Genomic DNA, 21297 nt, shown 5'->3' with positions numbered 1-21297 from the left:
CCGCGAAGCTCCGGGTGTCTCAATCTGACGGACTGCCGTGCGCACAGTGCGGGATTGCTCACGGCCGACTCTGACAGCAACAGCGGCGGAGGCTCGGTCACCCGCCACCCCGGCGGACAGCATCGAGCGTCTGGGGAAGCAGCCGGCGGCCGGCATGGAGGACGGCGCCGTCGGGGCGGACGACGGCTGCGCGAGCCGCGCCGGTCCCTAACCATCGGTGCAGTTCGCTGCCCGGGTGGGCGACGATCAGAACCGCTCCGCGCCATTCGATGTCGGCGCGTTGGGCGGCGGACGGCTCGATGGACGTCACGATCGCGAACCGGCCAGCGGCCAGGTCGTCGAAACGTCGTTGGCCGTCGATGACCGCGTTCGGGCACAGCCTGCCCGCGAGGCCGCGGCGAAGCCGTGGCCGGATCACGAGGTCGGAGCGGTGCAGCGGGGGTGTCCGGCTGTCCGTGGCCAGGTCCGTGAGGCCTGGCACGAGGTGCAGCCGCGGCGCTACAGCGCGCCGGATGACGCTGCCGAACTCGCCGCCGGCCGTCATTGCCGTACCGATGAACTTCGCCAGCTTGATCATGGCGCGGGCGTGGTGCTTGCGTTCGATCTCGTACGTGTCGAGCACGGTCTCCGCCAGGGTCCCGTCGAGCACAGCGGTGACCTTCCAGGCCAGGTTCATCGCGTCGCGCAGCCCGGCACACATGCCCTGGCCGATGAACGGTGGGGTGAGGTGGGCGGCGTCGCCGAGCAGGAACACCCGCCGGTCGCGCCAACGGTCGGCGACCTGCGCGCGGAAGGTGTACTCGGCGACGCGGATGATCTCCAGCTCCGCGACGGGAATGTCCCCGGTCCACCGTGAGATCAACGGATGCAGCCGGGCCATGTCGCGGTAGTCGTCGGCGGTCTCGCCGGGCGTCAGCTGGAACTCCCAGCGGTACCGGGTCCTCCCGACCCGCATGTAGGTGCCGGCGCGGGCCGGGTCGGACAGTTGGTGCACGCCCTCCCACTGGCCGAGGTCGGCCTCGGTCGCCACGTCGATGACGAGCCAGCGTTGCGTGAAGCCCAGGTCCTGCATGGCGGCGCCGATCGAGGCCCTGGACAGGCTGTTTGCACCGTCGCACCCCAGGACGTACGCCGCCCGGACGGACTTGTGCTCTCCCGTGGCGGTGTCGGTGACGTCGACCCGCACCCCGCTGGCGTCCTGGGTCAGCGCGGTGACCTCGGCGTTGCCCCGGAAGGTGACGGTGCTGTGCCGCTTGAGATTTCGGCGGAGGATCGTCTCCAGTTCCGGTTGGTCGAACATGCTCCCCTGGGGGTAGCCGTGCCGGCCGGGCCCCGTGTCCCGCCGAAACTCGGCCAGCACCCGCATGTTCCGGTCGAGGAGGCGCAGACCCCGGTGCGGCCGGGAGATCGCGGCGAACTCGTCCCGGAGCCCGAGCCGCGCCAGGATGCGGTGGACCTCGTCGTCGAGGGCGACGGCGCGGGGCTGGGGATAGATCGACTCCCAGCGCTCGAGGACCAGGCACTCGACGCCGTACTGGGCGAGCAGCGTCGCGGCGGTGAGCCCGGTGGGGCCCGCGCCGACGATCACCACGGGAACGGTCCTCATCGGGCCGATACGAGGTGGAGGGCGAGGTAGACGGCGACGAGGAGTCCGCAGACGACGGCCGGGGCGTACTTCTGGGGGCCGTCTCCCTTGCGCAGGTGGACGACGAGAGCTCCGGCGAGCAGGAGCAGCAGCCCGGTGCCGGCGAGGGCGCCGATCAGCGGCTCGGTCAGGCCGATGAGCAGCCCGGCCGCCCCGGCGACCTCGAGCACGCCGAGACGGCGATAGGCGGCGACGGAGAAACCGGCCTCGGTGGCCAGCTCACGCATGCGCGGCAAGGCGAGGATCTTGGCCGTGCCGAGGGCGAAGAAGATCAGGGCGAGCAGCACCGCGAGGATGGCAGCAGCGAGCGTCATGACATAACAACCAATCGCCATTCGATGGCATAACGGCCCAGGAGGGCCTTGATGGCCGCCTGGTCGGCGGATGGAGAAACGGTGACGGTAGCCACGATGGAGCTACCCTCGGTGGTGGTCCCGATGTGGTGGACCTCCGGGACCTTGTCAAGTGCCGCGCGGACTTCCCGACGGATGGCGTCTGTGCGCAGTGCGGGCTTGTAGAGCTTGCCCACGGCGGTGACGGGCAGTTCGTCGAGGATCGTCACGGTCTTGGGCGCGGCGGTGCGGTCGGGCACCCGTTCGCTCGCCCAGTCGCGCAGGTCGTTCTCGGTCACCGTGGCGCCGGGCGGGAGGGTGACGTAGGCGACGGGTACCTCGCCGGCGTGGATGTCGGGGCGCCCGACCGCGGTGGCCCCGGTGACCTGCGGGTGGGCCAGCAGGGCGTCCTCGATGACGGCGGGGTCGATGTTGTGCCCGCCGCGGATGATGAGGTCCTTGGCCCGGCCGGCGAGCCAGACGAAGCCCTCCTCGTCGATGCGTGCGAGGTCGCCGGTGTCCAGCCAGCCGTCGACGAGCTTGCCGAGGCCGTCCAGGACGGGGCCGTTCTCGTTGCGGTCGGTGACGTAGCCGGGGAAGACGGTCGGGCCGCTGATCGCCAGCAGGCCCGTTCCACCCGGGGGTACGTCCTCCCACGTGCCGTCCGTGCTGACCACCCGCATCCGCTGGTAGGGCAGGCGCTGCCCGACCGAGCCCGGCCGCGACACGTCGGGGAAGCTGCGCGCGCTGGCGCAGGTGGCTTCGGTCAGCCCATAGCCCTCGATCAGGGCAGTCCCGGTGTGGGCGTGGAAGGTGTCCCGGACCGCGGCGGGCAGCGGTGAGGCGCCCACCATCGGGAACCGCAGGCTACTGATGTCGGCGTCGACCGTGCACTGCGCCAGCGTGGCGTACACGGTGGGCACCGCGCTCATGGCGGCGATCCGGTAGTGCTCGACAATCTTCCAGAATGCGCCGTACAGCGCGGGGTCGCGGTAGCCGAGCGGACCGGCCCACACCACGGCCTGCCCCTTGAACAGGGGCGCCAGCAGCGTGACGACGAGCGCGTTCACGTGGAACAGCGGAAGCGCCGCGAAGACCACGGTCCGTTCGTCGAACAGGGTGCTGGCGGACAGCATCCACGCGTCGGCGACCTCGTTGGCGTGCGTGTGGGCGGCCAGTTTCGGGGCGCCGGTGGTGCCGCCGGTGTGGAACATCGCGGCCAGGTCACCCGGGCCGGGCGGCTCACCGTGGAAGGCGGACGGTTCCATGGCGGCGGCGAGCGCGCCGAGATAGCCGATGCGGACGCCGTCGATGGCGGGCAGCGGCTCGGGGGTGCCCGCCGCCCCGGTGCAACGGAGCACGAGGATCGCGTCGAGCAGGCCGTCGCAGGCGAGCGCCTGCGCGGTGTCCCACGTGTCCGGCGCGAGGTCGGGCCCGGCCGTGACCAGCACGCGCGCGCCGGAGCGGCGGAGGAGTTCGGTGAGGTGCGGCCGCGACAGTCCACTGCCCAGAGGGGCCGCGATCCCGGCCAGCTGCGCGGCCAGCGTCGCGGTGATCAGCTCGGCGCAGTTGGGCGACATCAGGGCGACCGCGTCACCCCGCCGCACCCCCAGGTCGTGGAGCAGGTTCGCGACCCGGTGGACGTCGGCCAGGAGTTCGGCGAAGGTACGGCGCAGCGGCTCCCGCCAGCGGGCGGCGTCCGGCAGGACGGTGAGCGCCGTGCGGTCCGGCCAGCGCGTGGCCGCTCGGGCGAGCAGCCCATACGTCGATTCGGGCAGGCCACGCGCCGCGAGCGGCACGGCCTCGATCGCGGCAACGTCGGTGGGCGTGGCGTAGTCCGGCCACAGCAGAGGCTCGGTCATTGGGCGTACCTCACGACCGTACGCTGCCGGCCCAGGTCGATCGCGCCGTCGTCGGTGGCGACGGTGGCCTCGACGACGTCGCCGTCCTTTAGGTACTTGGGATTCTGGACCTGGCCCTTGAAGAACATCTTCCACTTGACGGCGGGCGGCAGCAGCGAGACGAGGAACATGACCGGCTTCGGCGGTGCGCTCAGGGCCGTCCCGACGGGCGTCCCGGTCAGCAGCAGGTCACCCGGGTCGATCCGCTGGAAGCGGGTCAGCGTCTGCAGCGCCTGGACCGGCGTGTAGATCATGTCGGTGGCGAGCATGTTCTGCCGGAGTTCGCCGTTGACCCACAGCTTGAGCCGCAGGTCGGTGAACCGCTTGAGTTCGTCGGCGTCGAGCAGCACCAGCGCGGGGCCGACCGGGGTGAAGGTCGGGTAGGACTTGGCCTCGTAGAACTGGGTCTTGGGGAGCTGGAGGTCACGGGCGGAAACGTCGTTGGTGACCACCAGGCCCGCGACGTAGTCGGCGAGGTTGTCCGCGGTGATGGTGGTGCCGACGGGCATTTCCCGGCCGAAGACGAGCCCGATCTCGACCTCGTAGTCCAGCAACGTCACATGGCCAGGGCGGACCACGTCGGCGAACGGGCCGCTGATCGAGCCCGAGGTCTTTCGGAAGAACGTCAGGGGGACGGTGTCGGGATTGCCGTTGGTGTCCTTGACGTGGGAGACGAAGTTCGTCATCTGGGCGACGACGCGGCAGGGTGCCGTCACCGGGGAGACCAGCGCAAGGTCGTCCACCGGAACGGTGTCGCTGCTCGTCGCGGCCGCGAGGATCGCCGGCCGGTCGGCCAGCAGCTCGCTGGTGGTGGTGGCGCTGGTGTGCACTTTGGCGGCGCCGGTGGGGGTGAGCACCCACCAGGCGTCGGCGGTGCGCAGGACGGAGGTGCTCATGAGGTGAACGCTTTCATCAGGCCGCGGAGGCGGTGGAGGTCGAATTCGTTGTCCTCGCGCAGCGCGCCGATGACCGCGCGCAGCTCGCGAAGCGATTCCCGGCCGGGTCTCATGCCGAGAAAGTCCTTGGTGGCGGGCGGACCCCACTGGGCGAGCCCCGAGGCGCTCATCGGGGCCCAGCCGGGCTCGAGCGTGCAGTCGAACAGGTCGCCGTCGGTGAAGTGCTCGACCAGGAAGTCGTCCGGGTCGCGCCAGTAGTCGAAGATCTGGCTGCCCTGGATGTGCCGGCCGATTCCCCAGGACCGCTGGTAGCCCCGGTCGAGCAGGTACTCCCCACCGGCGGCCAGCGAGTCGAGGTCCGGGACCTGGTAGGCCGAGTGCACGTACCGGTTGGCCGGACCGAGGGTCATCGCGAGCGTGTGATGGTCGGTGGGCGTGCTGCCGCGGTCGCAGCGGATGAAGCTCATGGTCGGGCCGCGCTCGCGCTGCCCCTGGTGGTAGAGGAAGTCGCTGACGATCAGGCCCAGGTGCTCGAGATACCAGTTGAGCGTCTCCAGGTACCGGGTCGTCTGCAGCACGACGTGACCGAGCCGCTGCACCTTGGCCGGCTCCCGCGGGGGCCGCTGGGTGGCGTTCGTCCGCGCCACGTCGTGCCCGACGTTGAACGTCAGGGGCACCTGGGTGGGCAGCGCGGGTAGTTCGTGCGTGTCCGTCACCACGCGGACCCGCGCCCCGCTCGGGTCGACCAGATCCACCGTCACCCCGCCGAGGCTCTCTGGCAGCGGGGCGACCTTGGTGCCGGTCGCGTCCGCGAGGCGCAGCACGTCCGTCGGGTCGGCAGCCCGGAAGGCGGGGCCGATGAACCGTGACCTGGGGCCCCGGCGGATGAGCACGCAGGGCGAACCCGGGTCCGTGCCCCGCAGGTGCAGCTCCTCGGCGGTACGCGACGACGTCGTGAAGCCGAAGGCTCGGGCGAACAACTCGGCCCGTTCAAGATCGGGCTTCTCGAACTCCAGCCAGGCCAGGTCGTGCACCTTGATGAGCGGGTTGCGCGCCCTCCCCGGGTGCTCGCCCGGCAGCGCACCCTGCTCGCTGTGCAGACCCGTGTGCGGGTCGTGCCGCTCGATCATGTCCCGCTCCTTCCAAGGCGCTGACGAAATCGTCACTTACGAGTGTAGCGTCAGTCAAGCGCTGATGACGATTCCGTCATGTCTGAGGGTCGGCGGGGTTAAGGTAGGCGCAGACCGACCTGGGAGAGGTGGACAAGTAGGCATGGCGCAACAGACCAGGCATGCCCCCAACCGCCTGGAACGGCGGAAGGCGCACACCCGATCGGCGCTCGTTCGCGCGGCCCAGACGTTCATCGCGGCTGGCAAGCAGAACGTCCCGATCCTCGAGCTCACCCAGGCCGCGGACGTGGGGATGGGGTCGTTCTACAACCACTTCGACAGCAGGGAGCAGCTCTACCAGGCCGCGGTGGAGGACGCCCTCGAGCGCTACGGCGCCCTGCTCGACGAGCTGACGGTAGGCCTGGACGACCCGGCCCATGTCTTCGCGCAGAGCTTCCGGCTGACCGGACGTCTCCACCGCCGGAGTCCCGAGCTGAGCAAGGTGCTGCTGAGCAACGGCCTGGCCCTGGCTGGTTCCGACAAGGGACTCGCACCGCGAGCCCGGCGCGACATCGAAGACGGCGTCCGTGCCGGGCGGTTCAACGTGCACGACCCCGAACTCGCGACGGTGATCATCGCCGGGGCCGCGTTGGTCCTCGGGCAACTGCTGCACGATCACCCCGAGCGCGACGACGCCGCAGCCACCGACCAGGTCACCGAGGACGTGCTGCGCATGCTCGGCCTTCCGCCCGACGACGCGCACGAGATCTGCCTGCGGCCGTTACCCGCGCTCGACGGTGTCCGCCCGTAGGACCGATGTCCATCCGCCCGAGCGGGGTCGCCGGCCGGCTCTAGGCGGCGGCCGCCTCGCGCACCATCCGGTTGGCCGTCTCCGGCTCGTATCCGGTCGCGCGCAGCAGGTCACTCGCCATGGTGCGCAGCTGGATCACGATGGCATCCGAGAAGGGCTTGACGCCCTTGTGGTACGCCTGGCCGGCCAGGCACGCCCCGTCCAACACCGCGTTGCGGGTCTGGTCGAACGACCCACCCGCCCGCGCCTCCTGCCTCAGCAACTGGATGGCCTCGGCGAACCTGTCCACGGCGCCGGGGAGTTCCTCCGGCACCGGCTCGTCGTACTGCAGCGTGGTCGCTGCCCAGCGGGCCAGCGCCCGGCACCCGAGGACCACCCGATCGATGTGCTGGATGCCGCGCCGGTAGTTCTCGACATCGACCCGGCGTCGCCAGCGCGCCGGCGCAATGGTCGTCACCTCCTCGGCGCCACCCAGGGCCTCGTGCATCCGGGCGAGATCGGGCTCCATCCCGCTCAGCTGATCCAGCGCCCGTATCGCGCGGTCCGGGTCACGCCGGGCGAGTGCGTGGGCAACCTCTCGAAGCTGCGTGTGGAGGGTCGCGGCGACCGGAGCGGTGGCGCTGTCGAGAATGCGCATCGGGTTGATCGGTAGCAGCAACGCCACCACCGCCAGGCCGATGGCGCCGCCCACTCCCGCGTCGACGATCCGCGCCCATTCGAGGCCCTGCTCCACGTGCGAGAGCGTGGCGATCAGCACAGCGGTACTGCCCGCCTGAGCGACCAGCGCACCGCTGCGCCCGGTCATCAACAGGGCGACGGCGATGGCCAGCATCACCACCAGGCCGATCTGCCAGGGCCCGAACCCGAGAGAACGCATGAGTAGATCACTGACAAGCAGGCCCAGCCCCACGCCGAGCATCAGCTCGGCGGTACGCAAGGCGCGCTGCCCGAGGGCGGCGACGATCGTGCCGACGGCCGCGCTGGGCGCGAAGATCGGGGAGGGGCGACCCAGGACGTCGTGCGCCAGCCCCCAGGACAACGTCGCGGCAAGCCCACATTGAGCTGCGACGAACAGGATGATCGTGAACAGCCGCAGCCTGAGCCGGCCTGCCTCGGCACCGCGACGCCGGGCCTCCGCCGTCAAGTCCTTGGCGCGCCCGGCAGCGGCGTGGGGGCGAGAGAGGCTTCCCCGGTCAGCAGCCATGGCGAGGGTTACCCCGCCCGGCCTTCACAAACCTGCGACCCGTGCCCCCGGCCGAGGCGACGTCTGTCCGTCCGGAAGCGGCTAACCAGGTGGTGACGGCTGCTCGGACGGGAACCTTCGGGTGCGGAGTGTGTCGGCTGCGGCGACGCCGGCGAGGATGAGGGCGGCGGTGGTGGCTAGCGCGAGCGGCGGTGCCGGCTTCATTGCCGGGGTGAGGGCGAGGAGGGCGAGAGCGCCGATCACGCGGGGTGGGGGCACGCGGCCGAAGACGGCGTACTCGAAGGTGGCTCGTCCGGCGAGGAACAGGGCGGGTCCGCCGAGAATGACGGCGGTCCAGGCCGGGTCCGAGTGTCCGAACGGGTGCGTGATGACGAGTTCGTCGGCCACGGCGATGGCGACGATGCCGGCGATCATGATCACGTGGGAGTAGATCGTCAGGATCGCGACGCGGCGTGGGTTGTCGGTCGCCACGATGGCGTCGGCCAGCAGTGCTCCGGCGCGGTGAATGTAGATGCGCCACAGCAGTGCCGTGGTGCCGAACGCCAGTAGGGTCGCGGCGGTGCGGTCCGCCCCGAACTCGCTGTTTCCGAAGGCCAGTCCGGCCACCAGGATGGGCTCGCCGAGCGCGATGATGAAGAACTGCTGGTACCGCTCAGCCGTGTGCTCCTCGGAAACCACCACCTCGAGTCGACGCTCGCCGCTGCGGCCCAGCCGCGGCGTGGGGAAGCCGAGTGCGATCGCCGCGTACTCCACGGCCGCCGCCGTCATCCACAACGCTCCGCGCGACCAGCCGGGTAGGAGCGCTCCGGCGATCCACGGCACTGCGGCCACGCCGACCCAGAAGAACAGCCGCACCGCGCTGGGCTGTGCCTCATGGCCACGCAGGAAGAAGATGGCGACAGCGAGGCCACCAGCCCGGACGATGAGGTACGCACCTGCGAACACCAGGCCCTTGTGGCCGAACGCCTCAGGCGTCGCAGCCGCCATCACGAGGGTGCCGAACATGATGGGCATGGTCAGCAGCTGTACCAGCGGATGCTCAGGGTCGAACGCGTCCAGAAACCTCGCCGTGGAGACCCAGACCGCCAACACCGGCAGCAGCAGCACCAGTGTCTCGAACGCACCGGTCCAGCTCAGATGTTCCAGCAGTTCCTCGGAGAGCCGAAAGAACGCGAGGACGAACACCAGGTCGAAGAACAGTTCCAGGAACGCCGGCCGCGCCTGGCCGGGTCTTCGCAGCACTGCCCCGAACCTACCCGTCGTCATCGGTCGCCCGTTCTGTCCGTCTTGATCGGTCAGCCAGGTCGTTCGCCGGGCGGTGGCTGGTCCCGGTCACCGGGTGCCGCCACCGTGCTGATACTGAATCACGATACGGAGGACCGATACCCGACCTCGGGACTTCCACGACAGATCAGTCTCAAGGCGTGAGGACGACATGCAGCGTGGCGGTGGTCCTGACCAATGTGCGCCGCTGACCTTCGGCCAGCACCTACGGTGGGAGCAGTTGCAGGTGTCCGGGCAGGAGGCCGGTGAGTGGAGTCGTATCCGATCATCGAGTCACATGGCCTGATCGGGGACCTGCAGACGGCGGCGCTGATCGCGGACGACGGCACCCTTGACTGGTTCTGCGCGCCGCGGTTCGACTCGCCCAGCCTGTTCGCCGGACTACTCGACCACAAGAGGGGCGGGTATTTCCGTATCGCACCCGATGGCGCAGAGGACGTCAGAAAGGAGCAGTTGTACCTGCCGGGGACACCGATCCTGATCACTCGTTTCCTGACGTCCGGCGGCGTGGGTGAGGTCATCGACTTCATGCCGGTCGCCGGCGATACGCCGACCGATCGTCACCGCCTCGTTCGGCTCATCAACGTGGTGCGGGGCACCATCCGGTTCCGGGTCGACTGCCAGCCGCGATTCAACTACGGGCGCGACCGGCACGAAATCGAGATGTACGCCGACGGCACCGTTTTCCGCAGCCCGACGCTCAGTATGACGGTGCATCGGGTCCGCCCCGCCGACCAGCCCCCGGACGAAGTCGAGATCGAACGCGACGGCGACGGGGTGCGCGCCTTCGCCACCTTTCGCGAGGGTGCCACCGGCGGGTTCCTCGTCGAAACCGGCTCCGGTGAGCCACCCCGGCCCATCGGGCCTGAGGAGATACGGGCCATGTACGAGCAGACCCGGGACTATTGGCGGGCCTGGCTCAGCGGCTCCTGCTATCGCGGACGGTGGCGGGAAGCGGTGGAGCGCTCCGCCCTGACGCTGAAACTGCTCACGTACGCGCCGACCGGCGCCCTGATCGCCGCTCCGACCGCGGGCCTGCCGGAGCAGATCGGCGGGACGCGGAACTGGGACTACCGCTACGCCTGGATCCGCGACGGCTCAGCTTCGGTCTACGCCCTGCTCGGTCTCGGGTTCACCGAGGAAGCGCGCCGATACCTGCTGTGGCTCAATGATCGGATCTGCGAGGCGGCCGACCGGGCGACGCCGTTGCACCACCTGTACCGCGTCGACGGCTCGACCGCCCTCGACGAGGAACTCCTCGATCACCTCGAGGGCTATCGACGTTCCCGCCCGGTGCGGATCGGCAACGCCGCTGCCGACCAGCTCCAGCTTGATATCTACGGCGAAGCGCTGAGCGCCATGTACTTCGCCGACTCGTACGGACTGCGCAGCTCCTATCAGGCGTGGCTGAACACCGTGAAGTCCATCGACTGGCTCTGCGAGCACTGGGACAGACCCGATGAAGGGATCTGGGAGACCCGGGGCGGCCGCCAGGACTTCACCTTCGGCCGCCTCATGTCCTGGTTGGCTGTCGACCGGGCCATCCGCGTCGCTGAGCGGTATGGGGTACCCGCCGAAATCGACCGCTGGAGGACCGAGCGCGGCCGGATCTACCGCCAGATCATGAACCGGGGTTACCACCCCGCACGCCGGGCGTTCGTGCAGCACTACGACAGCGACGTCCTGGACGCGGCGCTGCTCGTGATGCCGAGCGTGGGGTTCATCGCGCCCGACGATCCGATGTGGCAGTCCACACTGCGGGCGATGGACGACGAACTCGTTTCGGACAGCCTCGTCTACCGATACAACCCCACCGCATCGCCCGACGGCCTGCCCGGCAACGAGGGCACCTTCAGCATGTGCACCTTCTGGTACGTCGAAGCCCTGGCCCGCTCGGGACGTCTGAACGACGCGCTGATCACCTTCGAGAAGATGCTCACCTACAGCACCCGCCTCGGTCTCTTCGCGGAGGAGATCGGCCCGACCGGCGACCAGCTCGGCAACTTTCCCCAAGCCTTCAGCCACCTCGCACTGATCAGGGCCGCGATGACCCTCGATCAACTCATGGACGCTGCACCGGGACCGTGTCGCGCTCCGTTCGAAACCCTGGTCGAGCGGGATTCACCGCGTCCGTGAAGTGAAGGGGGCCGTCGTTCGCGGGCTGCGGTCGAGTGGCTGTTCTTCCGGTGGGGCAGCGCGGTGCTGGCCTGTAGCGTCGGCACCGGTGACGTACGTCCCACCGAGGCCGTCGGCGTGTGGGGACTGGGCGGTACGCCGTCCAGTTGCTGCGTCTCGTCGGGGCCGCCCCCATCGTCGCCGTGGATCCGATCCCGGATGCCCGGACCCGGGCCCTCGCCCTGGGTGCCGACCACGACCTTGCGATGCCGCCCACGACGAGACCATCGGTGCGGCCGATGCTGGATTGTCGATCGAGATGGAGGACTTCGACCCGCCGGCCACCTTTCGGAGCTCACCGCAGCAGTGACCGCTCGGTGGGCGCCAGCCGCAGCCGTTGCGAGGTCCTGACCCACCGCTCTGAAAGGGTGGGCAGTACCTCCTCGGACCAGCGTCCCGAGCGCTGGAGGCGATCCAGATGCTCGTCGAGCTGACCTTCGTCGGCGAACCGTGCGAACCACACGAAAACCTCCTCGCCGGTCCGTACTGGCAGCGCCGGGAAGGTGTTCGGGGCGTGTTCCGACTGCAGATACGCCAGTGGCTCGCCGCCGGTCTCGGCGAGCACGGGCCGGACTCGCCGCTCGAAGAACTCGACGAACGCAGTGTCGAACGCGCCGACGCCGTGCCAGATTGTGGCGAGGACGAGCGACAGCGGAAGTACCGACGGCTCGCCGAGGGCTGGCCGGGCGTCCACCGGCGCCGGGAACCCGCCCCGCGCCGAGGCTGGCCGCAGCAGCAGTACGTCATCAGAGTCGATCATCGTCGCGTTCGCCTCGTCGCGGTGCGCCTGCCAGACCGGCCCGCCGTAAAAGCTCCCCAGCGCCTCCGCACGGCGCGGCATGTCTTCGAACCCGCGGAGCCAGACGAACCGGTCGGGGTCGTCCAGGTCGCGGAACTGCCCCAGGACGGTCATGCCCTCCGCCTCCTGGGTCTCGACGAACTCCCGGTCGAACAGGTCGATCAGCACGTCGCGCTGTCCCGGGTGCAGCGTGTACTGCCGCAGTTCGACGACCGGACACCTTGCGGTTCCCATCAGACTTCTCCTCGTTCGCTGCTGGAACAATTCTTGTTACAACAACGGGCGCAGTGCGGCGCGGCGAGCGTCGGCATCGTCGACTAGCTCATCAACGTCTCGCGAAGCACGTCGGCAACAGACGTATCCGCCAACTCCCGCCGCATGACCCGCTCGACCCGACCGTAGACGTCGCTCAGGACGGGCCGGACGCCTCGGCCGACCGGACACTCCAGATTGGGCTCGGTGCGGTGCAGGCCGAACGGCGGCTCCGCCCCGACCGCGTCGTACACCTGGAGCAGGGTTATCTCCTCGGGCGCACGGGCCAGACTCCAGCCTGCGCCGGCCCCGCGGCGGACCTCGACCAGGCCGGCCCGCCGCAGGTCACCGAGGCTGCGCCGAATGATGACGGGGTTGGTGTTGACGCTGGCCGCAACCTGGTCCGAGGTCAACACCTCCCGGCCGCGGCGCTGCGCCAGCGCGAGCCACGTCAGCACATGCGTCGCGATGGTCAACCGACTGTTCGCCGCCATCACCCCTCCTTGACGTAACATCTTCTGTTACATCTACACCGCGGTCAAGCCGCGTCGGTCACCCCGAGCTTCCTCACCAGCCACCGATACCGCCGACAACTGGGACAGCCGCAACGCCGCCGGACCCGCAGCTCTGCGACGAGCGGATGTCGTGCAGTCCCCGGCCCGGTCAAATCGCGCAGTGACGACCTGGTCACGCCACGGTACGGTCGGCGATGGGGCGGACTACACGGCGCAGGTGGGGGAGGACGAGTGCGGCGGCCTTCGCTGATGACGGCCATTCTTTACGCGGCTCTGCCCGTCATGCTGGGGCTGGTCGGGAACCTGGCCACGGGCACGGTGCGGCCATCGGATGAGTGGAAGCCGTGGCTCTGGGCGGCAACCGCGCTGCTCGCCGTCTCCGCAGTGGTCGCAACCGTGGCCCAGCAGGGGTGGAGCCAGCCGGCGGACGATGGCGCCGGCGCACCCCGGACGACGTCGCCGTCCGGGCGCGGACCAACGACGGTCGCCCGCGAGGCGGGGTTCAACACCGCCGCCATGGCGACGGCATCACTGTTCCTGGCGCTCGCCGCGGCGTTGTGCGCCTTCATCTTGTTCACCCACCCGGATTGGGACCTCTGGACGAAGGCCGACTACGCGGCCGTACCCGTCGCCGCGTGTGTGGCGATCGTCCCGATGCTGCGCCGCAGGCGGTGGACGTTCGCGGGTACGGCGATGGTTCCCGCCGTCATCGCGGCCTGGCCGACAACGGTGTGGTATCTGGACGTCTCCGGCGCCGCGTTCATGACTCTGGTGCTCGGCTGTGTCGGGGTGGTCGTAGGCGCGCTGATCGCCAACTATCGCAAACGCGATAAAGGTCACCACATTGGATGGTCCGCCAAGGGCGCGGTCTTTTCGCTCGGCGGTGTTGCCATATTGGCCTCTGTCGCCGGGGTCGCACTCAACGCGGGTATGTTCCTGGTCTACCTGCCCTTCATCGTCGTCTTCGGGTGTGTGGTGATCCAGACGGCCTGGGAGACTGACGAGTCGGCACGATGGGATGCCGCCCGGACCGGAGTCGTTTTCGCCCTCCTGCAGGCGGTCTATCCGAGCTTCGCCCTCAGCGGCTTCTACATCGTCGGCGACGACACGACTGATCCCCGACCCACCTATCGCCTGCTCCTACTGGCCTTGATCGCGATACTGACGGCGGGCGTGGTGGTCAGGGGTGCGAACGCCAGGTGGCGGCCCAACTTCGGGGCTTAGGCGCATGGTTCAGTCGCTCGCTCCTCAACGCAAGGTCGGCGAAGGACCACCAGGGACAATGACGTGCGTGCAATGGTTGACAACCTTGGTTGTCGAGCGCACCCTCAAGGCGAGGTCACTGGCGAGGGAGTGGGGTCATGCGGGATCTGACGCCGGACGAGCGGCAGGAACTACGGCGGGAACTGAGTGCTGTCACCGCTCACTGGGCGCAGCGGCTGAATGACGTCGATGCGGACGCCCGGCGGAGGGAAGACCAGAGTTCCGCGCAGAGGATGCGAAGTCACCTCGCGCGCATGACGGCAGGCGAACAGATGCGCAGCCTTCTCGCGGACCTCGTATCCGCCAATGCGGAGGAAGCGGTGCAGTACGGTGCCGGCTATCCCGAGCTTGGCGCAGCGGTAGGCGCCAGCCGGCAAGCGGCACGTAAACGATGGCCGCACCTGTCGATCTCAAAGAGGCGCGCCAGCGAGTGGAAGCAGCCGCCGGGGGGCATCGGTTGGGCCGGTGAGCATCTGGGGTATCCGGGGACGCCGGGGGCAGCTTGAGGGTCTCCACGGCTGACTTCCGCGTCGCTCCGCGTTCTTGGCAACGCGGGGCACAAGACATCGTCAATCCCAGCAGCTACACACGTCGGCTCCAGCCCCGTGGCTCCGCCAGGACGATGATCAAAGTGCCGAGAGGTCCCCACCAGCTCGGCACGAAATACGGCCGGTGGTCCAAGCCCTTGCGGTCGACCAGCCACTGATTGAGGCGGAAGAAGGCGAAGGCCGCCGCCAGCCACGCCAGCAGTTCGAAGAGTTCGTCCACGGGGCCTCCATCCACGCCGTCGGCCCGGGAGCCTACGTCAGAGCCATAACGTGGCCGAGCTAGGACGATCGAGGCGGCCCATGAGGCGAGCAGACGCAGCGCATCTTCGGACGGCGAGCCGGGCTCGGCGGCGTAGATGGTGAGGGTGAGGCCGGGTTCGGCGGCCATCTCCAGGCCCGCGTAGGCGAGCGTGAGGTCGCCGACGATGTGGTGGTGGAACCCTTTCGCGCCGGTGCCGTGGTGGCGGACGTTGTGGGCACCGGAAGGTGAAGCGGGCGATGTTCGCCGGCCGTTGCGGGTCCGCGTACACCTGGGCGTAGAAGGCCGGTTGACCGCAACCCAGCGTGTGCGAAGGGCCGGGACTGTCGAGACGCTGCGTCCGAGGTCGTTACGGCCGTCGGCACGCTCGCTGCACCTGTCAGGTGCGACCGGTCGCGAAGCGGGTGAGAACCGTCGCGACGGCAGCCAGGGCTGCCGCCGCCCCCAGGAGCGCCACGTAGGGCGGTGCCAGCGCACCCGCCGCCGTGCCGGCCAGCGCCACCGCCGCGCTGCCGACCAGCCACCGTTGCGGGCTGATCCTCGGCACCGCCCACAGGTACCAGCCTTGGGCGAGCAGGAAGAGTATCGGTCCGCCGAACAGCAGCAGGCTCAGTGCGGCGGACGGCTGGCCATGCGGATGGGTGATGACCATCTCGAAGGCCGCGGCTGCGGCGATGAGTCCGGCCACCATCACCGTCAGGACGTTGCCCGCCATCCGGGTGGCGTGGATCGGGTCACGGGTGTCCTCCACGTGTCGCACGACCAGGCGACCGGGAGCGCCATAGGCGATCATCCACAGGGCCGCCGTGACGACCAGGGCCGCTGAGCCGGTCACCACTGTCATGATCGTCATCGGGACCGCGACGATGGCTACCCCGGTGGACAGGATCGTCTCGCCCAGGGCAATGATCAGGAACAGTCGGCATCGCTCCAGCATGTGCCCACCCTCGGCGAGCCCGACGCTCTCGGTGTGGAGTCTGCGCCCGGGCGCCGGGTGTCCGAGCCAGGTGCCGAGCAGGTCGAGGGCCGCGGCCGCGGCCCACCAGTACAAGCGGTGTACGGGGTCCACTGCGGCACCGACCACCCACAGGGGTGAGCTGATGAGCAACCACAGGATCGTGCGACGGTAGTGGTCGCGCCATATCTCATTCGGGGCGTTCAGGAGAGTCCACAGGCCGCGGCCGAGTTGAATGAGTAGGAACGGAATGGCGAAGTTCCATCCCGAGCCGGCGAAGGCGCTGGTCACGGCCGCGTTCATGAAGAGGCCGACGAATAGCACCGTCAACATCATGGCGACGGTGCGGGCGCGTTCGATCCTTACGAGAGTCGCTTCCCAGCTGGTGTAGTACCAAACGGTGAATACGGCCAGCAGTATCACGGCGGTCTCCGCCACGCCGCGAGCTGACGGGTGGTCCCGCAGATGGTGCGTGAGCTGAGAGACTGCAAACACGAACACAAGGTCGAAGAACAACTCCACGGGCTCGACCCCGTACGTCTGGGTGCGCCGCAGATGCTCGTCCATTCGCAGGGTCTGCCTCTCCGGTCTCGGACGTAGAACCCGTTCACGTTCTCGGCAGCCGCGTTCGGGTGGCTTCTGCGGTCGCCGCAACGGTAACGATTGAGGTCGGCCGCGTGGTCCAGCCGCGCCAGCAGAGGCCACCGGGCCGACCGGGTGGGCAACCGCTTCGTGGGCGGCTGCAGCAACTCGCCATCGCCGGTCAGCTGCGACCCGGCCGCCCGGGTCTGCTCGGCCAGTTGGGCGACCAGATCTGCGTCGAAGTGTGCGGGTGGAGTCCGGCGAATACTTGATTCGTTCCAGAAAACTGGACTATGGTCGTCACATGACGTCCGACTTCGAGACCCAGCTGCGGGCGGTCTCGTTGCGCGTGACCCGGCCCCGGTTGGCGGTGCTCGCAGCGCTGCGCGACCATCCGCACGTCGACACCGACACGGTGATCGCGCTGGTACGGGCCGATCAGCCCACGGTCTCCCACCAGGCGGTGTACGACGTGCTTCGGGCGCTCACCGACGCCGGTCTGGTGCGACGCATCCAGCCTGCCGGTGCGACCGCCCGGTACGAGTCGCGGGTGGGGGACAACCACCACCATGTCGTGTGCCGCTCGTGCGGTGCGATCGCCGATGTCGATTGCGCTGTCGGCCAAGCTCCCTGTCTCACCGCCTCGGATGACCACGGTTTCGTGGTCGACGAGGCGGAGGTTGTGTATTGGGGCACCTGCCCCGACTGTGCAACCGAACGCACCTCCCAGTGATCCGCCAGCTCGGAAGGAAGTAGATGAGCGACACCCAGGACTACACCCCCTCCAGCGCGCAGGGCGTGGACAAGAAGGAGGCGGCCGGCTGTCCGGTCGCGCACGACTCCGTGACCGCGCACGGCAGCGAGAGCGAGAACCCGGCGATCGACTCGCCGACCCCGAAGACCGGTGGTCGTCCGCGCACCAACCGGGACTGGTGGCCCAACCAGCTCGACCTCTCGGTGCTGCATGCCCATTCGTCCAAGGGCAACCCGCTGGGGGAGAGCTTCAGCTACGCCGAGGAGTTCGCCAAGCTCGACGTCGAGGCTCTCAAGCAGGACATCACCAAGGTCCTCACCACCTCGCAGGACTGGTGGCCGGCCGACTTCGGCCACTACGGCGGCCTGATGATCCGGATGAGCTGGCACGCCGCAGGCACCTACCGCATCCACGACGGTCGCGGCGGCGCCGGCGACGGTGGTCAGCGGTTCGCCCCGCTCAACAGCTGGCCGGACAACGCCAACCTCGACAAGGCCCGCCGGCTGCTGTGGCCGGTCAAGCAGAAGTACGGCCAGAAGATCTCGTGGGCCGACCTGCTCGTGCTCGCCGGCAACGTCGCCCTGGAGTCGATGGGCTTCAAGACCTTCGGCTTCGGCTTCGGCCGTGAGGACGTCTGGGAGCCCGAGGAGATCTTCTGGGGTCCGGAGGACACCTGGCTGGGTGACGAGCGCTACGTCTCCGAGAAGGAGATGGCCGAAGGCGTCGGCGCGACCGAGATGGGTCTCATCTACGTCAATCCTGAGGGTCCCAACGGCAACGCGGACCCGGCCGCGGCGGCGCACTTCATCCGCGAGACCTTCGCCCGGATGGCGATGAATGACGAGGAGACCGTCGCCCTCATCGCCGGCGGCCACACTTTCGGCAAGACCCACGGCGCCGGCGTCGCCGACGACCACGTGGGCCCCGAGCCCGAGGCCGCCCCGCTGGAGGCGCAGGGCCTGGGCTGGCTGAGCACCTACGGCAGCGGCAAGGGCGGGGACACGATCACCAGCGGTCTCGAGGTGACGTGGACCGACCGGCCGACGCAGTGGAGCAACCGTTTCTTCGAGATCCTCTTCGGCAACGAGTGGGAACTCACCACGAGCCCCGGCGGTGCGAAGCAGTGGGTCGCCAAGGATGCCGAGGCGATCATCCCAGACGCCCACGACCCGTCGAAGAAGCACAAGCCGACGATGCTCACGACCGACCTGGCACTGCGCGTCGACCCGACGTACGAGAAGATCTCGCGCCGCTTCCTGGAGAACCCCGACGAGTTCGCACTGGCCTTCGCCAAGGCCTGGTACAAGCTGCTGCACCGCGACATGGGTCCGGTCAGCCGCTTCCTCGGGCCGTGGGTCCCGGAGCCCCAGCTGTGGCAGGACCCGGTGCCGGCCGTCGACCACGAGCTCGTGAGTGACGCCGACGTCGCCGCCCTCAAGGCGAAGGTCCTGGAATCCGGCCTCACGACTGCCCAGCTGATCTCCACCGCGTGGGCGTCGGCCGCGAGCTACCGCTCCACCGACAAGCGCGGTGGCGCCAACGGGGCGCGGATCCGGCTCGAGCCGCAGCGGAGCTGGGAGGTCAACCAGCCGGAGCAGCTCGCGACGGTCCTGGCGACCCTGGAGGGCATCCAGCGGGAGTTCAACTCCGCCGGCAACGCGCAGATCTCGCTCGCGGACCTGATCGTGCTGGCCGGCTCGGCCGCGGTCGAGAAGGCGGCGCGCGACGCCGGTGTCGAGGTGACCGTGCCGTTCCGGCCGGGTCGCACCGATGCCACGCAGGAGCAGACCGACGTCGAGTCGTTCCGGGTCATGGAGCCGCGCGCCGACGGGTTCCGCAACTACCTGCGTCCCGGCGAGAAGACCCAGCCGGAGGTGCTGCTCGTCGACCGTGCGTACATGCTGAACCTGACCGCGCCGGAGATGACGGTCCTGCTCGGCGGTCTGCGCGCCCTCGGCAACAACGTCGGCGGTGCGCGGCACGGTGTCCTCACCGACCGGCCCGGCGTGCTCACCAACGACTTCTTCGTCAACCTGCTCTCCCCGGGCACCCGGTGGAAGGCGTCGGAGTCCGAGGAGCACGTGTACGAGATCCGGGACCTGGCCACCGATGAGGTGAAGTGGACCGCCACCGCGGTGGACCTCATCTTCGGCTCCAACTCCCAGCTACGGGCCCTCGCGGAGGTCTACGCCAGCCAGGACGCGCGCGACAAGTTCGTGGGCGACTTCGTCGCAGCCTGGACCAAGGTCATGGAACTCGACCGGTTCGACCTCGCCTGACCCGGCTCCAGCCGACGAGCCCCGGTCGATCCACCAGCGATCGACCGGGGCTCGCCTGGCACTGGATTCGGTGATCCGGGCCGCAGCTGGCCGGGTGATCCCTTCAGGCCGGGTACGGGACCGAGTTGCGTGCCGCACGCAGGGCGGCGGCCCACCAGGTGAGCTGGTCCAGCAGGGTTTTGGCATATCCGGGCGCCTGGGGGTCCAGCGGCCGGCCGTCTTCCCACGTTGTGCGGTAGTTCGGGAACGCCAGGCCATCGCGGATTGTCACGGCGTGCAGTTCGGTGAGCACGTTCTCCAGGTGGAGGACAGCGTGCCGCCCGCCAGCCGCACCCCCGTAGCTGACGAAAGCGACGGGCTTGGCCGTCCACTGGGTGAAATGCCAGTCGATGGCGGCCTTCAGGGACGCGGGGTAGCTGTGGTTGTACTCCGGCGTGACCATGATGAATGCGTCCGCGTCGTTGAGGTGGGACGTCAAGGAAGCCATTTCGTCGGGGCGCGGGTACGAGTCGCCGGCGAACTTCGGTGAGGCTGCCGGCAACGACAGCGGGATCTCGGCGTCGGCGAGATCGACGACGTCGATGTCGAACCCGCCGTGCTCGCGCGCTTGGTCGGCGACCCAGGAGGCGACGACCGGCCCGAACCGGCCCTCTCGAACGCTCCCGATGATGATGACCAACTTGTGCTTCTCGCTCATGGGCTCCACGGTCCATCGTCCGGGCGTTGGCAACCAGACCGGGCGCAGGCTGGCCCTCGTGGGGCCACCCTGCGGGCTTCGATGCGCTGGGGAGACCGCGCTAGGCTCCCGAACATGAGCACGCCGCTGGGCGACTTCATCCGCGCCAAGCGCGACACCATCCAGCCGGAATCGTTCGGACTGCCTGATCGTGGCCGCCGTCGGTCTCCTGGGCTACGACGCTCAGACCTCGCCGCGCGTGCCAGGATCAGCGTCGAATACCTCACCCGCATCGAGCAGGGACGAGACCGTAACCCGTCCCCTGCGGTGGTCAATGCTCTTGCCGACGCCTTGAGCCTCGATGCCGCCGAACGCAATCACCTGCGCCACCTCGCCAAGATCACCGGCGGAGGGTGCCCAGGGCGCGGGCGGCCGGCGCCGCCCAACCGCCAGGTCCGGCCCACCGTGTTGGAGACCCTCCGACTCCTTGAGCCCGGCATCGCATTCGTCACCAACCGCCTGGGAGACGTGCTCGCATACACGCGTGAGTTCGAGCTGCTGATGCGTGGGATCGGGCTGCTCGAGAGCGGGACGCCGAACCTGACGCGCTACGTGTTCACCGATCCGCACGCCCGGACCTTCTTCCCGGACTGGGACCAGGTGGCCGACGAACGAGCATTCGAACTGTGGCTCGGGCCGTCCGCGGAGACCTCCGAATGGTTCAGGGCCGAGCTCGCCCCCCTGGCCGGAAAGGAGTTCACCCGACGACTCAACCGCCACCTGCCCCCACCGCACGTGCCGCTTCGGGTCAACCACCCCATTGCGCACGAGCTTCGGTGGCAGCGAGAGAAGCTCGAGTTGCCGAAAAACGACGCACAGGAGCTGGTCGTTCTCCTGCCGGCTGATGACGCGACGGCGCGGGCCATGGAGCGGCTACGTCACCAACCCGACCGTATCCTTCGCGCGGTTATCTAGCTCATGGCATTGGCCCTTTCGCCCATTACCCGCTACCGACTGCCCCTTGCCGCAAAAGGTGAGGGCAGGCGCGGCCGGTCAGG

At 69.1% G+C, this 21297-nt stretch carries 19 protein-coding genes; 7 read left to right on the top strand and 12 right to left on the bottom strand.

Annotation, left to right across the window (positions count from 1 at the left end; translation table 11 throughout):
- Nucleotides 1–97: 97 nt before the first annotated feature.
- From mhpA to ACTMS9_RS14175, 5 genes are read right to left on the bottom strand one after another with little or no spacing between them, the layout of a single operon-like run.
- Nucleotides 98–1606 (bottom strand): bifunctional 3-(3-hydroxy-phenyl)propionate/3-hydroxycinnamic acid hydroxylase MhpA, encoded by a 1509-nt coding sequence (gene mhpA, locus ACTMS9_RS14195; RefSeq protein WP_441165142.1) that lies wholly within the window; start codon nt 1604–1606, stop codon nt 98–100.
- Nucleotides 1603–1959, bottom strand: coding sequence for a DoxX family protein (locus ACTMS9_RS14190; RefSeq protein ID WP_441146444.1), 357 nt, complete (start codon nt 1957–1959; stop codon nt 1603–1605). Before ACTMS9_RS14190 ends, mhpA begins: the two co-directional genes overlap by 4 nt.
- Nucleotides 1956–3839 carry an acyl-CoA synthetase gene (locus tag ACTMS9_RS14185; RefSeq protein ID WP_441165141.1) on the bottom strand — a complete coding sequence of 628 codons (1884 nt, stop codon included), beginning with the start codon at nt 3837–3839 and terminating at the stop codon, nt 1956–1958. Before ACTMS9_RS14185 ends, ACTMS9_RS14190 begins: the two co-directional genes overlap by 4 nt.
- Nucleotides 3836–4774, bottom strand: a complete 939-nt coding sequence (locus ACTMS9_RS14180) for a fumarylacetoacetate hydrolase family protein (RefSeq protein ID WP_441165140.1) — start codon at nt 4772–4774, stop codon at nt 3836–3838. Before ACTMS9_RS14180 ends, ACTMS9_RS14185 begins: the two co-directional genes overlap by 4 nt.
- Nucleotides 4771–5904 (bottom strand): VOC family protein, encoded by a 1134-nt coding sequence (locus ACTMS9_RS14175; RefSeq protein ID WP_441165139.1) that lies wholly within the window; start codon nt 5902–5904, stop codon nt 4771–4773. The genes ACTMS9_RS14180 and ACTMS9_RS14175 overlap by 4 nt, the downstream gene beginning before the upstream one ends.
- A gap of 142 nt (nt 5905–6046) precedes the next feature.
- On the opposite strand from ACTMS9_RS14175, the gene ACTMS9_RS14170 reads away from it, so the two are divergent.
- On the top strand, nt 6047–6694 hold the full coding sequence (locus ACTMS9_RS14170; RefSeq protein ID WP_441165138.1) for a TetR/AcrR family transcriptional regulator: 648 nt from the start codon (nt 6047–6049) through the stop codon (nt 6692–6694).
- A 40-nt stretch (nt 6695–6734) separates the two neighbouring features.
- Here the strand turns inward: ACTMS9_RS14170 and ACTMS9_RS14165 are convergent, their stop codons facing one another.
- Both ACTMS9_RS14165 and ACTMS9_RS14160 read right to left on the bottom strand, forming a co-directional pair.
- The gene (locus ACTMS9_RS14165) at nt 6735–7898 is read right to left on the bottom strand and encodes an FUSC family protein (RefSeq protein WP_441165137.1); all 1164 of its coding nucleotides are present in this window, start codon (nt 7896–7898) and stop codon (nt 6735–6737) included.
- Between the two features lie 81 nt (nt 7899–7979).
- A complete protein-coding gene (locus ACTMS9_RS14160) occupies nt 7980–9140 on the bottom strand; it encodes a low temperature requirement protein A (RefSeq protein ID WP_441165136.1) in 1161 nt (386 codons plus the stop codon).
- Between the two features lie 291 nt (nt 9141–9431).
- Between ACTMS9_RS14160 and ACTMS9_RS14155 the strand changes: the two genes are divergently transcribed.
- Nucleotides 9432–11318, top strand: coding sequence for a glycoside hydrolase family 15 protein (locus ACTMS9_RS14155; RefSeq protein ID WP_441165135.1), 1887 nt, complete (start codon nt 9432–9434; stop codon nt 11316–11318).
- A gap of 334 nt (nt 11319–11652) precedes the next feature.
- Here the strand turns inward: ACTMS9_RS14155 and ACTMS9_RS14150 are convergent, their stop codons facing one another.
- Nucleotides 11653–12390, bottom strand: a complete 738-nt coding sequence (locus ACTMS9_RS14150) for an NIPSNAP family protein (protein WP_441165134.1) — start codon at nt 12388–12390, stop codon at nt 11653–11655.
- 83 nt (nt 12391–12473) lie between these two features.
- Nucleotides 12474–12902 carry an Rrf2 family transcriptional regulator gene (locus tag ACTMS9_RS14145; protein WP_441165133.1) on the bottom strand — a complete coding sequence of 143 codons (429 nt, stop codon included), beginning with the start codon at nt 12900–12902 and terminating at the stop codon, nt 12474–12476.
- A 270-nt stretch (nt 12903–13172) separates the two neighbouring features.
- On the opposite strand from ACTMS9_RS14145, the gene ACTMS9_RS14140 reads away from it, so the two are divergent.
- On the top strand, nt 13173–14147 hold the full coding sequence (locus ACTMS9_RS14140; RefSeq protein WP_441165132.1) for a hypothetical protein: 975 nt from the start codon (nt 13173–13175) through the stop codon (nt 14145–14147).
- 137 nt (nt 14148–14284) lie between these two features.
- Nucleotides 14285–14692 carry a hypothetical protein gene (locus ACTMS9_RS14135; RefSeq protein ID WP_441165131.1) on the top strand — a complete coding sequence of 136 codons (408 nt, stop codon included), beginning with the start codon at nt 14285–14287 and terminating at the stop codon, nt 14690–14692.
- Nucleotides 14693–14768: 76 nt separating this feature from the next.
- On the opposite strand, the gene ACTMS9_RS14130 is transcribed toward ACTMS9_RS14135, so the two are convergent.
- Together ACTMS9_RS14130 and ACTMS9_RS14125 are read right to left on the bottom strand one after the other, a co-directional pair.
- Nucleotides 14769–15470 carry an MmyB family transcriptional regulator gene (locus ACTMS9_RS14130; RefSeq protein WP_441165130.1) on the bottom strand — a complete coding sequence of 234 codons (702 nt, stop codon included), beginning with the start codon at nt 15468–15470 and terminating at the stop codon, nt 14769–14771.
- Nucleotides 15373–16515: a low temperature requirement protein A gene (locus ACTMS9_RS14125; protein ID WP_441165129.1), complete on the bottom strand. Its 1143-nt coding sequence runs from the start codon at nt 16513–16515 to the stop codon at nt 15373–15375. Before ACTMS9_RS14125 ends, ACTMS9_RS14130 begins: the two co-directional genes overlap by 98 nt.
- Nucleotides 16516–16834: 319 nt before the next feature.
- Between ACTMS9_RS14125 and ACTMS9_RS14120 the strand changes: the two genes are divergently transcribed.
- Together ACTMS9_RS14120 and katG are read left to right on the top strand one after the other, a co-directional pair.
- Nucleotides 16835–17263 (top strand): Fur family transcriptional regulator, encoded by a 429-nt coding sequence (locus ACTMS9_RS14120; protein ID WP_357605420.1) that lies wholly within the window; start codon nt 16835–16837, stop codon nt 17261–17263.
- 23 nt (nt 17264–17286) lie between these two features.
- The gene (gene katG / locus ACTMS9_RS14115; RefSeq protein WP_441165128.1) at nt 17287–19563 is read left to right on the top strand and encodes a catalase/peroxidase HPI; all 2277 of its coding nucleotides are present in this window, start codon (nt 17287–17289) and stop codon (nt 19561–19563) included.
- 103 nt (nt 19564–19666) lie between these two features.
- On the opposite strand, the gene ACTMS9_RS14110 is transcribed toward katG, so the two are convergent.
- A complete protein-coding gene (locus ACTMS9_RS14110; protein ID WP_441165127.1) occupies nt 19667–20260 on the bottom strand; it encodes an NADPH-dependent FMN reductase in 594 nt (197 codons plus the stop codon).
- 114 nt (nt 20261–20374) lie between these two features.
- On the opposite strand from ACTMS9_RS14110, the gene ACTMS9_RS14105 reads away from it, so the two are divergent.
- Nucleotides 20375–21214, top strand: coding sequence for a helix-turn-helix transcriptional regulator (locus tag ACTMS9_RS14105; RefSeq protein ID WP_441165126.1), 840 nt, complete (start codon nt 20375–20377; stop codon nt 21212–21214).
- The last annotated feature ends 83 nt before the right edge of the window (nt 21215–21297 follow it).

It is taken from the genome of Micromonospora sp. L31, from assembly GCF_052068075.1.
In the GTDB taxonomy this organism is placed as follows: Bacteria; Actinomycetota; Actinomycetes; order Mycobacteriales; family Micromonosporaceae; genus Micromonospora; species Micromonospora purpureochromogenes.
Note: the sequence above shows the minus strand (reverse complement) of the source record. Positions and strands in the feature narration are given on the sequence as shown.